General features: G+C 51.2%; 11 protein-coding genes. 7 read left to right on the forward strand and 4 right to left on the reverse strand.

Features of this window, described 5'->3' with window-relative positions; genetic code table 11:
- Positions 1–337: 337 nt before the first annotated feature.
- Positions 338–820: an Lrp/AsnC family transcriptional regulator gene (locus ACSF8W_RS02875; protein ID WP_500844853.1), complete on the reverse strand. Its 483-nt coding sequence runs from the start codon at positions 818–820 to the stop codon at positions 338–340.
- A 103-nt stretch (positions 821–923) separates the two neighbouring features.
- Between ACSF8W_RS02875 and ACSF8W_RS02880 the strand changes: the two genes are divergently transcribed.
- The 6 genes from ACSF8W_RS02880 to rarD all read left to right on the forward strand — a co-directional run bounded on the left by ACSF8W_RS02880 (position 924) and on the right by rarD (position 7,492).
- The gene (locus ACSF8W_RS02880) at positions 924–2,081 is read left to right on the forward strand and encodes a cystathionine beta-lyase (protein WP_500844855.1); all 1,158 of its coding nucleotides are present in this window, start codon (positions 924–926) and stop codon (positions 2,079–2,081) included.
- A gap of 165 nt (positions 2,082–2,246) precedes the next feature.
- On the forward strand, positions 2,247–3,410 hold the full coding sequence (locus tag ACSF8W_RS02885) for a M24 family metallopeptidase (RefSeq protein WP_500844857.1): 1,164 nt from the start codon (positions 2,247–2,249) through the stop codon (positions 3,408–3,410).
- A 70-nt stretch (positions 3,411–3,480) separates the two neighbouring features.
- A complete protein-coding gene (locus ACSF8W_RS02890) occupies positions 3,481–4,257 on the forward strand; it encodes a maleate cis-trans isomerase family protein (protein WP_500844859.1) in 777 nt (258 codons plus the stop codon).
- A gap of 24 nt (positions 4,258–4,281) precedes the next feature.
- On the forward strand, positions 4,282–5,265 hold the full coding sequence (locus ACSF8W_RS02895) for a DMT family transporter (protein ID WP_500844861.1): 984 nt from the start codon (positions 4,282–4,284) through the stop codon (positions 5,263–5,265).
- Positions 5,266–5,341: 76 nt separating this feature from the next.
- Positions 5,342–6,508, forward strand: a complete 1,167-nt coding sequence (locus ACSF8W_RS02900; protein WP_500844862.1) for a M20 aminoacylase family protein — start codon at positions 5,342–5,344, stop codon at positions 6,506–6,508.
- Positions 6,509–6,595: 87 nt separating this feature from the next.
- Positions 6,596–7,492 carry an EamA family transporter RarD gene (gene rarD, locus ACSF8W_RS02905; RefSeq protein WP_500844863.1) on the forward strand — a complete coding sequence of 299 codons (897 nt, stop codon included), beginning with the start codon at positions 6,596–6,598 and terminating at the stop codon, positions 7,490–7,492.
- A gap of 67 nt (positions 7,493–7,559) precedes the next feature.
- Here rarD and ACSF8W_RS02910 read toward each other — a convergent pair whose 3' ends face one another.
- Positions 7,560–8,024 (reverse strand): nuclear transport factor 2 family protein, encoded by a 465-nt coding sequence (locus ACSF8W_RS02910; protein WP_500844865.1) that lies wholly within the window; start codon positions 8,022–8,024, stop codon positions 7,560–7,562.
- Positions 8,025–8,206: 182 nt separating this feature from the next.
- On the opposite strand from ACSF8W_RS02910, the gene ACSF8W_RS02915 reads away from it, so the two are divergent.
- Positions 8,207–9,124, forward strand: coding sequence for a LysR family transcriptional regulator (locus ACSF8W_RS02915; RefSeq protein WP_500844867.1), 918 nt, complete (start codon positions 8,207–8,209; stop codon positions 9,122–9,124).
- A 138-nt stretch (positions 9,125–9,262) separates the two neighbouring features.
- On the opposite strand, the gene melB is transcribed toward ACSF8W_RS02915, so the two are convergent.
- Both melB and ACSF8W_RS02925 read right to left on the reverse strand, forming a co-directional pair.
- Positions 9,263–10,636, reverse strand: a complete 1,374-nt coding sequence (gene melB / locus ACSF8W_RS02920) for a melibiose:sodium transporter MelB (protein ID WP_500844869.1) — start codon at positions 10,634–10,636, stop codon at positions 9,263–9,265.
- Positions 10,637–11,139: 503 nt separating this feature from the next.
- Positions 11,140–13,257 (reverse strand): alpha-galactosidase, encoded by a 2,118-nt coding sequence (locus ACSF8W_RS02925; RefSeq protein ID WP_500844871.1) that lies wholly within the window; start codon positions 13,255–13,257, stop codon positions 11,140–11,142.
- Between the last annotated feature and the right edge of the window lie 367 nt (positions 13,258–13,624).

Here is a 13,624-nt window from a genome sequence, read left to right on the forward strand (position 1 = left end):
AAGCCCCTTTCCTTCAACCGCAGCCTCGCAACGACCGTATAACGATGAGAGAGTGCCTTCCCAACACATCGTTCGGCGGCATTTTTTCTCATCGTGAAGCAGTAAGCGCCCCTCTTTTTTTCGTCCTTTTAGGCATTCAGCGAGACGTAAAGCCACCAGCGTCGATGATCGCCAGAAGTAGTGTGATAGAGGTTTGCGGCAACCTCAAAGAAATCAGACTTTCTTACAGTGGGAGGGAAAAATGATGTCTTTCGGTGAGAAATTTTCTCGCGGGTGAATCGGGAGGAAGGTCACTAAAGCCCGTCAAACGGGCTTTTTGTGCATATGCCGAGTGCGCTTAACTTTCTTGTTCAAGCAGTGGGATCGGGGTGTCCAGTGTGGCTTTGACACGATCCATCACCACGATGGTACGGAACCATTTCACGTTCGGATTGTTGTAAAACAAACGCCCACTGATCGCTTCATATTCCGCCATGTTGGCGACAGTTAATACCAGGATAAAGTCCGCTTCCCCTGTGACGTAATAACACTGTTGGATTTCCGGCCCTGAGAACGAACGCTTAAGGTCTTCCATATCAGATGCTTGCGTACGCACCGCGTGCACCTCGACCAAGATGGTGATGATTTGCCCCACTTTTTCCGGCGCAATCACGGCGGTATTGGCCTGAATCACCCCGTTTTCTTCTAACCGCTTAATCCGGCGCTGTACCGATGCGGTCGACAAGTGCACTTGCTCGGCGACAATGCGCAGCGGGGTGGTGTTGTCTTTTTGTAACAGAGAAAGAATGGCGCGATCAAAGCTATCAACTAACTGGTTCATGTGAAAAATTTTCTCAAAAGCGCCCGTGAATACGAGCGCAATTATCAAGGTCAACGGAATAAAATTGCCAGCATATTCAGCTCACTACCTATTTGGAGCACACATGCATTGGCAGAGCAGACTCGTACAACCACAAACATTGGCAGCGCCAGGGTTTGAATCATTAGCTACCCCAACTTACCGCGGTTCGACGGTACTGTTTAATAAGCAAGCCGATGTGGTGGATGCGTGGGACCAAGCAAAAGGCGGTTACAGCTACGGCCTGTACGGTACACCAACCACGTTGGAATTATCGGGACGTATTGCACAATTAGAAGGCGCACTTCACAGTTTTGTCGTCCCTGGCGGCCAAGCAGCCATCGCATTGGTGTATTTCGCCCTTTGTCAGGCAGGCAGCCACGCGTTAGTGCCACACAGTGCTTACGGGCCAAACAAAGAAATGGCGCAAGGCCTATTAAAAGGTCTAGGCATTGACGTTGAACCGTACGACCCACTGATCGGCGCAGGCATTGCTGATCTTATCCGTGACAACACCGCGTTGATCTGGGTAGAAAGCCCGGGCTCTGTGACCATGGAAATTCAAGATGTGCCAGCCATTTGTGCGGCAGCACATGAAAAAGGCGCATTGGTCGCCATCGATAACACTTACGCGGCCGGCGTACTGTTTGATGCATTCGCCCACGGCGTCGACATCAACATGCAAGCACTAACCAAATACGTAGGCGGTCACAGCGACCTGCTACTGGGGACGGTATCGGTAAACACCGAAGCCCTGAAAGAGAAAGTCGGAGCCACTTACAAGCAACTTGGCCTTGCGGTTTCGCCGGACGATTGCAACCTTGCCCTACGCGGCCTGCAAACCCTTGGGCTGCGCTTAGCACACCTCGAAAAATCGACACTGGAAGTGGCGGAGTGGCTATCCACCCACCCTGCTGTGTCGCAAGTCTTCCACCCTGCATTCCCGTCTTGCCCGGGCCATGAGATCTGGAAACGTGATTTCACCGGTTCAAGCAGCGTGTTCTCTTTCTTGTTCAGCGACGACTACACCGCCGAGCAAGTGGAAGCCTTCATCGACACCCTTGAGATGTTCAAGATCGGCATGAGCTGGGGCGGCGTGACCAGTCTTGCGCTGGTGTACCCAAACATTGAACGTCCGGGCAAAGATTACGCGGGTCGCTTGGTGCGCCTGAACATCGGCCTTGAGCACACGCCAGAGCTGATTGCCGATTTGGATCGTGCGATGACGGCCACCCTGCGTTAATTCGCCGACGTGACAAATAAAAAAACCAAAACCAGCAACACCAAGCGTCAAGCGCCAAACAAACAAAATAACAAGGGTGATGCCGCCCCTCATTCGGCATCCCCCTTGTGCAACGCACAACCTAATAAAAACAACATCATACAATGTGATACAAGGTAAAAGACAATGACAACACCAATGCGTGGTTTTACCCAACAAGAATTTGAACACCGTACCGAGCGTGCACAGAAAGTGATGCATGAGATGAAACTCGATGCGATGATTTTCACCACGGAACCAAACGTACGTTACTTCACTGGCTTCCTCTCGCAATTCTGGCACAGCCCGACGCGCCCTTGGTTCGTGATTGTACCCGCTGAAGGCAAACCCATTGCGGTCGTGCCGGAAATCGGCGCCAAAGGCATGGGTAACACGTGGCTTGATGAGGTCATTACATGGCCGGCCCCTCGTCCGGAAGATGACGGTATCAGTTTGGTCGCTAACGTCTTAAACACCCTGCCAAGCCGCCATGGCCGTGTGGGTGCCACACTGGGCATCGAATCGCACCTGCGTATGCCCGTGAATAACTACCTGAAACTCACCACCATGGTGAACAAAGAATTCGTTGATGTTGCCCTTGCCATGCATGGCCTACGTCAAATCAAATCCCAAGCGGAAATCGCGAAAACCCGCGAAGTCTGCCGCATCACCAACCTCGGTTTCAAACGCATTCCTGAGTACGCCCGTGTTGGCATGACAGAGCGTGAGATTTGTAAGCAGTTCGGCATCGACATGCTGCAAGCCGGTGCGGATGCGTGTCCATTCATCATTGCGGGTTCAGGCCCAGACGCGTACGACGACATCCTGATGGGGCCAACGGATCGTGTCATTGAACACGGTGACGTGCTGCTGATTGATACCGGTGCGGTGTGGGATGGCTACTTCTCTGACTTCGACCGTAACTGGGCCTTCGGCACCGCAAGCGAGCAAACCAAAGCGGCCTACCGCGCGACGTATGAAGCCACCACCAAAGGCTTTGAAGCGGCTCGTCCGGGTGCCACGACCACCGACATCTATAACGCGATGTGGAAAGTGCTGGAAGCCAATGGCGCACTGGGCAATGACATTGGCCGTGTCGGCCACGGTCTGGGTATGGAACTGACGGAGCGTCCTTCTAATACCGCGACCGACAACACCGTTTTGAAGCCAGGCATGGTGATGACGCTTGAGCCGGGCATGGTGTACGCGCAAGGCAAAACCATGCTGCATGAAGAGAACATCGTGATCACCGAAGACGGCGCGGAATGGCTGTCTGAGCGTGCCGAACCTGAACTGATCATCATTAAATAACGTGAAAAAAATGCCCCCGCGTCTTCCCTCGCGCGGGGGCAAAAAAAAGAATAACAACAAGGAAAGAAAGATGAACTTTGAACAATTTGATGCTTTTGAAGTAAAACTGGATTTTGAACCTGCCCCTCGCCCTGAACGTGTCCACATTGGTTTGGTGCAACTGGCGAACGACCACACCCTTGAAACCGATTGGTCTCACCTGTTACGTGAACAAGCAGCCCTGTTCAGTACCCGTATTTTTAAAGAAAACGGCATGACACCGGAAGCCTTGGATGCGGTTGCGGCCAGCATCAGCGACGGTGCAGTACTGGTGGGTGATGGCCTGCCAATGGATGTGATGGCGTTTGCCTGCACATCGGCGTCGATTGTGATCGGTGAAGATAAAGTGGCAAAGCTGATGACCAAAGGCCGTGGTGACATTCCATCGACCAACCCATGGACAGCCGCCCAAGCCGCGTTCAAGCACCTTGGTGCGAAACGCATCGCGGTCTTATCACCGTACCCAACCGATGTGAACTTCCCACTGCGTGAACAACTGATTGATGCCGGTTTTGATGTGGTGTCCCTTGCCGCTTTCGGCATTCTTGATGACAACATCATCCACAAAGTCCCTCTGCAATCGTTCGAAGAAGGGATTGAAATCCTCCTGAAAGACAACAATGTCGACGTCATTTTCATGTCGTGCACCAGTTTGCGTGCCGTCGAGAAGATCCAGCACCTAGAAGACAAATTCGGCGTGCCAATTGTCTCTAGCAACTCAGCATTATTCTGGCATTCCATGCACCTGTGCGGCAAAACAGCGGTTTGCCCAGGTTACGGAAAACTACTTTCAGGCACTGATATTTAATCTCATTCAAAGGACGGATTCATCATGTTAGAAAAACAAAAAGGTTGGGCGGCAGCCATCTTCATCGGTTTCTTATGGGGTACACCGTGGGTTGTAGGCACACCACTAATGGAAGTCATGGACTCCAAAATGCTGGTTTGGCTGCGCTATGTCGTGGCGTCAATTACCCTGTTCGTGATTTTGCAGGTTATGCGCAAGTCGATTGCCGCTGAAGGCTACAAAAAATTCAGCTACTCGTGGGATAACCGCGTCGATGTCGTCAAAACGTTCGCGTGTGGTTTTATCGGGCAAGCGTTGTTCAGTTACTTTGCTTTCTTGTCACTGGACTACATCACCGCGTCTGAAAACGGCGTGATCATGGGCCTGATCCCGATTCAAATTCTGGCCGTGGGTTTTGTGACCCGTGGTGAGCGTTTCACCCTGATGCAAATGGGCGCAGCCTGTTTGGCGTTCGCCGGCGTTACCATGCTGGTTTACGATCCAGCGTTGAACTCTGACGGCTTTAGCATCGGTCACTTGATTGCCTTCATGAGTGCGTTTGCCTTTGCTTCAACGGCCTACACCCGTGCAGATTTGGCGAAGAAATACGGTTCTATTTCTACCATGTACCACCAGTTCATCTTTGCGGCAGTGGGCTTCACTTTCGTCGTGATGTTCTACGGTCTGGATTTCACCACAGCACTGGGCGCATTTACTGCACCATCACGTATCCTGAGCATCTTCATTCTGGGTGTGTTCATCTCAGGTATCAGCTACTTGATCTACATCTACGGCATCACCAAAGTCGGTGTAGACGGTACGGGTATGGCACTGAACCTGATGCCTTTGGCCTCGTTCGTGCTGGCAGCCATCGTCTTGTCTGAGCCAGTAACGCTGTGGAAGTGTGCGGCTATCGCTATCGTTGTGGCGGCATTGATGGTCTTCGTGAAAGCGACCGCAAACCGCAACAAAGCCGCATCGGCGCAACAAGCGGCAAATGCCGCTGTCGCGACTGACATGGCGAACTAATTTTTCCTTCTTCTATCAACAGAGCAAGGTCATCCCGTGATCTTGCTCTTTTTTTGCCTAAGTGAATGTGATGACTATGAATACGCAAACTATTAGCACCAAAGATATGATCGAATGGCGTCAATTCCTGCATACCACCCCAGAAATTGGCTTTGAAGAAACCGTCACCTCGGATTTCATTGCCGACAAATTGAACAGCTTTGGCATTGAGGTCCACCGTAATATCGGTAAAACCGGCATGGTCGGCATCTTAAAACGTGGCACGTCCGATCGCTCAATTGCCTTGCGTGCCGACTTTGATGCGATTCCTGTACAAGAACAAAACACCTTTGGTTATGCCTCTCAACATGCTGGCATGATGCACGGCTGTGGTCACGATGGGCACGTCGCCATGCTGCTGGGTGCGGCATACCAACTGTCACAAGATACCGCGTTTGACGGCACGGTGTACTTTGTATTCCAGCCCGCAGAAGAGCAAGGCACTGGTGCCAAAGCCATGATTGAAGATGGCCTGTTTACCCGCTGGAAGATGGATGCCATTTACGCCATGCACAACCTGCCGGGGCTGGACGTGGGCAGCTTCCTGATCAGCCCGAACTCGGTCATGGCCAGTGAAAACCACTTTTCGATTGAGATCCACGCAGCAGGGGGGCATGCCGCCATGCCACATCTGGGCAGTGATCCGGTACTGGTCGCCTGTAATGTGGTGTCTACCCTGCAAGGCATCATCACCCGCAACTTGGATGCCATCCATGAGCCTGCGGTGTTGTCGGTCACCGACATTAAAACCAATGGCGGTGCCAATGTGATCCCGACTGTGGTGACGTTGTCTGGCGATACCCGTTGTTTCTCTGATGAGACTCAAGCCTACATCAAACAAGCGATGGAACGCGTAGTCGCGGGGGTCACGGCAGCGGCTGGGCTGGACTACCGCTTTACGTTTGAAAACTGCGTGCTATCTACCGTCAACGACAGTGAAAAATCAGACATCGCCGTGCGTGTGGCGAAGAAAGTCGTGGGCGACGCCAAGGTAAACGACAAGTGCAAACCCTTCTGTATCTCGGAAGATTTCTCGTTCATGCAGCGTGAAATCCCAAGCAGCTACATTCTGGTCGGCAATGGCGCCACGGGCGAAAAAGGCGGCGTGCCTTTACACCTGCCGCATTACGACTTTAACGACGATCTCTTGATGATCGGCGTCGATTTCTGGGTGGAATTGGTGCGCGATCAGCTCGCTGACTAACCCAAACGCAACATCTCATTGATGGGACTTTTACTATCAGGCAGACGCTTTTCATGGTCTGCCTCTCTGTGTGCTGAGGGACGTAATATGATGTTATCCGGTAATGGCCTGGCGGTGGTTGCCTTCTTAGTGTGGGGCTTACTGCCGCTGTATTTTCAATACATTCCCAATGCGAATGTGCTCGAAATTCTCTCTATTCGTGTCCTGTTTTCGATCCCCTGTGTGTACTTTCTACTGAAAGCCTTACGCATACCTATGGGGAAAATATGGGCCGCCATGCGCAACAAAAAAACCGTCTTACTGTGTTTTCTCGCAGGCATGTTTAACTTCCTGTCGCTGTACAGTTTCACGTGGGCGGTCACTCACGAGCAGGTGCTTGCCGCCAGCTTGGGGTATTTCATTAACCCGATTTTTTCCATTATTTTGGGTGTGCTGTTCCTCAAAGATAAGCTCTCCACTTATCAATCCATTGCCGTGGTCTTGTCAATTGCGGGCATTGGTTGCCAAGTCTATTACTACGGGGAATTGCCATGGCTGTCGCTGATCATGGGCGGGGCGTTTGCGCTTTACGGCTTAATGAAGAAGTTTGTCCATCTCGATGCGCTCAGCATCATGATGATCGAGCTCATCACGATTCTGCCGATTGCGCTGTGCTTTTTGTTTGGGGATTTATGGCAGCAAACATCCGTCTTCCAATCCGGCGATAGCAGCAAAATCATGCTGTATTTACTCTCGGCGCCGGTTACGTTAATTCCCTTGGTGCTCTTCTCGATGGCCGTGGAACGCACGAACTTGGTGATGATTGGTTTCATTCAATACATTGAACCAAGCATCCAGTTTTTACTGGCAGTCTTAGTATTTGGCGAGGTGCTGCTACAAGTGAAAGTGATGAGCTTTGGTTTGATCTGGCTCGGCTTGCTGTTGTGCATCATCGAAATGACGTTCAGAAAAAAACAGCCACCGATGGAAAAAGCATTGGGATAATCCCTTCTTCCTTTTACCAACAGCCATCAGCCCAGTCTGCACAACATGGGCTGATGGCACCGTGTTATTACTCGGTATCCTGAGTAAATGGCACGACGAGATATTCATGGATCAACACCTCCCCCGCTTCATTCACGCTCACACGCCACGTTTCATTCAGTAAAAAATCCACCGGCTCGCCACCCATTGGAGACGTTGAATGGGTCTGCGCTTGCAAGCGAATACGCATGGTCACGTCATACGCAGTGCGCCCCGCTGAAGGTGCCGTGACTGCTGGCTGTACTTCCACCCGCTCAAGCTGATGCTGGCAGTCTGATTTAAATAGGCTCAGCGCGATGGCATACCAATCACGGAAACCGTCATGCCCATGAAACGTCCCTTCCGGCATGCTGATCACCACATCGTCGGCTAAGAACGGCGTAAAAAAGCCACTCTCTTCACTCAAGCGGTCAAACGAACCAAACCAATGCGATACAAACTGACGGATATGACTTTCTGAACCGTCATTCACACTCTCTAGCACATGATTCATAATGTTTCCTTTGCTAATACTTAACATGCTGTTTCTATTAATAGCGCTAGCATACATTGCCCGACTCGTTACGTTTAGCTGCTGTTCACTTAAATCATTATTAGGCAGAGCTTAACAATATACCTATACTGCCTCCCAGATACTGGGCGTTATCACATCCCCGCTTTAACGGAGACCGTCTCATGAACGGCACCACCTATAACCAATTAACGATATTTCACGCCATTGTGCAAGCCGGTAGCCTCGCGCAAGCCGCTCGCCAATTAGAAATCACCCCCGCTTCGGTCAGTCAGGCACTGAAAGCACTTGAAAAGCAACTCGGTTTACCGCTGTTTACCCGTTCCACCCGCCATATCGAGCTGACTGAAGCAGGACAATTGCTGCATGAACGCACCCTGACGTCCATGTCAGCACTGAATCTGGCGGTGGAAAGCATCAGCGATCTCAGCACCCAGCCATCAGGCAAAGTGCGTATCACCATGCCACATTTTGTCTACCAACTGCTGATCAAACCGGTGTATGTGGAATTCTGCCAACGCTATCCGGCGATTGAATTAGAAATTTCGTTATCAGACGCAACGGTCGATATCCTACGGGAAGGGTTTGACATGGGGATCCGTTTTGGTGAGAAAGTGGAGGCGGGTATGGTGGCGCATCCGTTAACACCGCCGATGGACAGAGCATTGGCCGTCTCGCCAGCCTATGTGGCGCAATGGGGCCTACCGCAGACTCCAGATGATCTGAAACACCATCGCTTGGTGCAATACCGTTATATCACCTCCAACCAACTGGCGCCGGTTGAAGTGATCCAAGATGGCACACCAATGACGGTGGAAATACCACGCGCTCTGGTGGTCAACGACACTTATCTGGTCGTTGACGGAACATTGAATGGATTGGGGATAGGACAATTGATGGCCCCAGTGTTTGAGCCTTATTTTGCGTCGGGTGAGCTGATCCCGGTGTTACCTGACTACTGGTCAACCATGTCAGGCGTGCATGTCTATTTCCACCAGCACAGCCAAAAGGCCAAGCGGGTGCGCGCCTTGGTGGATTTTTTATTGGAAAAGCGGGATGAAAAAAAGAGCCAGACCGCATGATCTGACTCCAAGTGACTTGAGAGAATGTTATTTGTATTTTTGAGGTGTTGAGATACTGACTGTTTAGATATGAAATATTGACGCCGGGCGGCCAGAGAACACCGCACGGCTTTTTACCTATTTCAATATTCTAAAAGATTACGCGTCAACCGGTGTGCCTTGCGTGTTTTCGCTACGCTCAGCGGCTGCTTTATCAAAGCCATCATGCAAGTGATAGTAACGACGGTATACCAAGCCACTCACTGTCATCAAAATCGCTGGCAGGCCAACCATCATGAACTGTAGACCCATAATCGTACTGTCAGATTGCTCTACGTTTGGCACATAACCCACTACAGACAGGCCCACACCCACGATGAAGCCACCGGCTGCGCCCGCAAATTTCACCAGCATGGTTTGTACTGAGAAAATCACACTCTCGCTGCGACGACCGGTTTTGTATTCCCCGTAGTCCACCACATCTGCCAGCATGACCGTTTGCAGTGCGTTCGCAATGCCCACACCAAATTTAATGGCCGCACCCGCTGCGCCAATCAATAGTGCATTACCCGGTGCAATCACACCCATCACCAGCAGGATCACACAAGACAGCACCGGGAAACCACTCGCCATCAACCACAGGTACTTACGAGGCAGCAACGCCGCGATACGAGGGAACAGGAACACACCCGCCACTTCCGCAATACCCGCCACCATCATATACACTGGGAACAAATCGGCGTTACCCAACGCGTAAGAGAAGTAGTAAATCGCAAAGCCACCGACCAACAGGTTCGCAATCTGGAATGACAGCACAGTACCGATCAGTGCTTTTAGCTGGTCGTTCTGACCGATAATCACCAATACATCTTTAAAGCTGAATTTTTCTGCCGGTTTGGCATTGGCAGGCGCGGCTTTTTCTTTCACGTTACGGGCGATAAGGAACGCACTCATCACAAACAGTACCGCAATCAGCATCGCGACATTGAAGAAGCCGTCACCTTGATCACCGTTACCCAGTTTGCCGACAATGTGCAGGCCGTAGGTACCGGTAATGAACCATGCCAAGCTCGCAAACAAACGCGGCCATACCACCAACTTTTCACGCTCCTGACGTGAGCTCGATAGCGCAGGGATCATTGACCAATAAGGGATATCCATAATGGTGTAGGTTAAACCCCACAGGATGTACGCCGCCGCCGCGTAAATGTACAGCGCCGTGCCTTCAAACATGTGCGTACTGAACAAGCCCACCAGCACGATGGCATTGAGTAGCGTACCAATCACAATCCAAGGGCGGAATTTACCGAATTTTGAACGGGTGTTGTCCACCACCACACCCATCATCGGGTCAGTAATGGCATCAATAATACGAGCGGCAAGGAAAATGGTACCAACGAACGCGGCTGACAAACCCGCCACATCCGTGAAATAGAACATTAAGAAAATGTAGATAGGCGCACAGGCAAAGTCTTTGCCCAGCGCACCTAACCCGTACGATAACTTGGTTTGTAGCGTAATTTGATCAGACATATTCTATCCTTCCGGTCCGTTCCTGCTTTTCCCTCGCACGGGTTTGCAACACTGACCTTGTGTTTTTAATGGTTATGTCCAGTGTTGCTGCGTTCACCTAACGATCGCGCATTGCCGTCACTGCACCTTCAGTCCGACGACAAATGTACCCACTCTTCCCCGTAGATTCTGTGATCCACCACCTCCTTATGGAAACGTTTACAATCAGATCGGTAAAGTGAGATCTTGGGCATCTTTTTTATGCAGTTACTACATGAAATAAGCGTATTTTCTTATTTTGATGCTATTTTAAGCACGAAATGCATTGAAAACGATTTCATAGCACATTCCCTCACCGCTGCTTATCGAATAAGGCACCGCAACCAGACATAAGCACCACATAAAAAACGCATAAAAAAAACGCACCGGCTTAACACCGGTGCGGTCGTAAAATACAAACTGAGGATGAAAGAGAAATAATGGGCCCGCTTATCACGATAAGCGGGAAAATAATGAGGGGTCTATCAATTAACCTTTTCGCACTTGATCAACATGGCGGTTTCCGCATCCAAAATCGGCATGGTTAAGCCCACAGATTCACACCATTCACCGGTCAGCTCACAGCCCGATTCTGTCCACGGCGGCTGGTAATTAACGATATCATCGTAATTACTTGGCTTATCCAACACCGTAATGCGGTAGGTCGCTTGCGGATCCAGCCCCGGAATGCGCAGATGCCCACTCAAGGCATGGGTCGGCATCGCCAATTGCGCCACCAGCACCACCGCTTCGCTTTGATCGTTCGCCACCACAGCATGAATTTGATGGGCAAGATCATCGGTCGGCACACGCCAGGTACGGCCACCGTGCAGCAACGGGCGCAGCATTTTGTGCAGCTTGATGTAATGCTCAAACCCTTGTTTTTCTTCGGCCGATTCTTTAACCGGATCCAGCTCAATGCCCATGTGGCCGCACAATGCCGTCAAACCACGGAAGGCAATGCTGTGCTGGCGACGGGTGCTGTGACAATGGCTGGCACCAATGTGGCTGCCCATCACTTCCGGCGGGAAGAAGTAGCTCATGCCGCGCTGAATGGCCTGGCGTTCCAGTGCATCATTGTTGTCTGACGCCCAGAAACGATGGGTACGTTTGAGCACCTCAAAATCGATGCGACCGCCGCCTGCCGCGCACGATTCAATCTCGACCTGCGGGTGCTTGGCACGCACTTTATCGACCAATTGATAATAGCGTTGGGTTTGCTGATGCGCGGCCGCTTGGCCGAGGTGTCCCGGCTGCACCACCTCGCGGTTCATGTCCCACTTGATATAGGCAATGTTGTACTGGCTCAGGAAATGATCCAGACGCTCAAACAGGTAGTTGAACGCTGCATCATTTTGTAAATCAATTACATACTGATTACGCCCCGTCGGCTGCTCATAACCGTCAACGGCCAATAACCAATCGGGATGGGTTCGGTACAAATCAGAATCTTTATTGATCATCTCCGGCTCAAACCACAAGCCAAACTCCATTCCCAGCGCATTCACGTGTGCCACCACAGGCGCTAAACCTTGTGGGTATTTTTCACGATCCAAGAACCAATCGCCCAGCCCTGCTTTATCGCCGTTACGGCCATTGAACCAACCATCATCAATGATGAAACGCTCAACCCCCATGTCGGCAGCTTGGGTCGCCATCGCCATGATGTAGTCAGGATCATGGTCAAAATAGATCCCTTCCCACGTATTCAGATGGATAGGACGCGGCTTCTGCGCAAACTCTCGCGGCAAAATAGAACGGCGCACGTGTGAGTGGAATTGGTGGCTCATGCCATTGAGGCCCTGATGGCTGTAACTGGCGTACAACCACGGCGTCGTCAGGCTTTCACCCTGCTGAAGACTCACTTCGCCCGGCAGGTAAATCACTTCTGCCTGCATCAAACGGCGACCGTCCGCTTTAACGTCTACGCGCAAACGGTGGTTGCCGCTCCATGCAAAGTGGAAACCCCACACATCACCCTGCATTTCATTGAAATGTGCGGTACCGACGACTAACGCCGGATAATGCTCATGAGAGGTACGGCCACGGCGGTTTTCCTGCTGGTAACCCCCTTGTGGCAGCGCTTGACGCTCGGTTTGAAATTCTTTGACCCAACGCCCGTAGTAAGTCATTAACTCGTTCGCACGAGCAGGCAGCGGCAAGGTGTTCGCCAAGCGGTTGACCTGATAAGCACCGGCTTTGAGGTTAGTCAGCGTATGGCGAGTTTTCACCACATCAAACGCATCCAAAAACAGCTCAGTGGTTAAACGCAGGCCCGCTTGCGCATCTTCACTGACAATCACGGTGCCTTCTTCGTGTGACGTGATCGCCGTGATCACAAACACCGGCGCCCAATCTTGTCCGTCACGATGCCCTTCTAAGCCCGGGCTGCTGAACACACCACGCCCTAACTCTGGGCTTAACGTCATCGCCACATCGTTGTCTAAACGGCCATACGGTACCGGACGGTGCAAAGCAAGACGACTGCGGGCCATATCACCACTAACAGGCAGACCCCAATAAAAAATTTCTGCAAAATCACCCGTTTCAATCATCAATTGGGTTTGGGTTCCGACTAACTCAATCAGGGCTTTTTCCGTCATCTTACTTTACCTTACGCTGTCTCTTGCATGCGCTTCACTGCCTTAATAGAAGGGGAAGTCGCCACGCCATGGGGTCATGTTATGGGGCGTATCATAGAAGAATCCAACAGAATTACTGTGAACTACACCGTATTAATGAAAACGTTTTCACTCGATGCGTAATTTTTGATGCTTTCTACTCATCATCTCAACGGGCACATACACAATTGCCCTGAAAATCTCCCATAAAATCGGCTTCACTCACAGCATTCATACCTATTCATCATAAAACCGCGCATCCGTCGCCCAATTTTACGGGGTCACCCTCACAGAGCATGCGCCCCTAACACCTAAAACCCACCTAAAACCGCCCAAAACGCGAGTTAAC

The sequence above is a fragment of the Photobacterium sp. 270122K genome (genome assembly GCF_059941365.1).

Bases quoted from the DNA above. Each gene is read 5' to 3' on its own strand.
- ACSF8W_RS02910 (WP_500844865.1), bottom strand. From the start codon at position 8,024: ATGAATCATGTGCTAGAGAGTGTGAATGACGGTTCAGAAAGTCATATC.
- rarD (WP_500844863.1), top strand. From the start codon at position 6,596: ATGATGTTATCCGGTAATGGCCTGGCGGTGGTTGCCTTCTTAGTGTGG.
- ACSF8W_RS02885 (WP_500844857.1), top strand. From the start codon at position 2,247: ATGACAACACCAATGCGTGGTTTTACCCAACAAGAATTTGAACACCGT.
- ACSF8W_RS02900 (WP_500844862.1), top strand. From the start codon at position 5,342: ATGAATACGCAAACTATTAGCACCAAAGATATGATCGAATGGCGTCAA.
- ACSF8W_RS02895 (WP_500844861.1), top strand. From the start codon at position 4,282: ATGTTAGAAAAACAAAAAGGTTGGGCGGCAGCCATCTTCATCGGTTTC.
- ACSF8W_RS02880 (WP_500844855.1), top strand. From the start codon at position 924: ATGCATTGGCAGAGCAGACTCGTACAACCACAAACATTGGCAGCGCCA.
- ACSF8W_RS02890 (WP_500844859.1), top strand. From the start codon at position 3,481: ATGAACTTTGAACAATTTGATGCTTTTGAAGTAAAACTGGATTTTGAA.
- ACSF8W_RS02925 (WP_500844871.1), bottom strand. From the start codon at position 13,257: ATGACGGAAAAAGCCCTGATTGAGTTAGTCGGAACCCAAACCCAATTG.
- melB (WP_500844869.1), bottom strand. From the start codon at position 10,636: ATGTCTGATCAAATTACGCTACAAACCAAGTTATCGTACGGGTTAGGT.
- ACSF8W_RS02875 (WP_500844853.1), bottom strand. From the start codon at position 820: ATGAACCAGTTAGTTGATAGCTTTGATCGCGCCATTCTTTCTCTGTTA.
- ACSF8W_RS02915 (WP_500844867.1), top strand. From the start codon at position 8,207: ATGAACGGCACCACCTATAACCAATTAACGATATTTCACGCCATTGTG.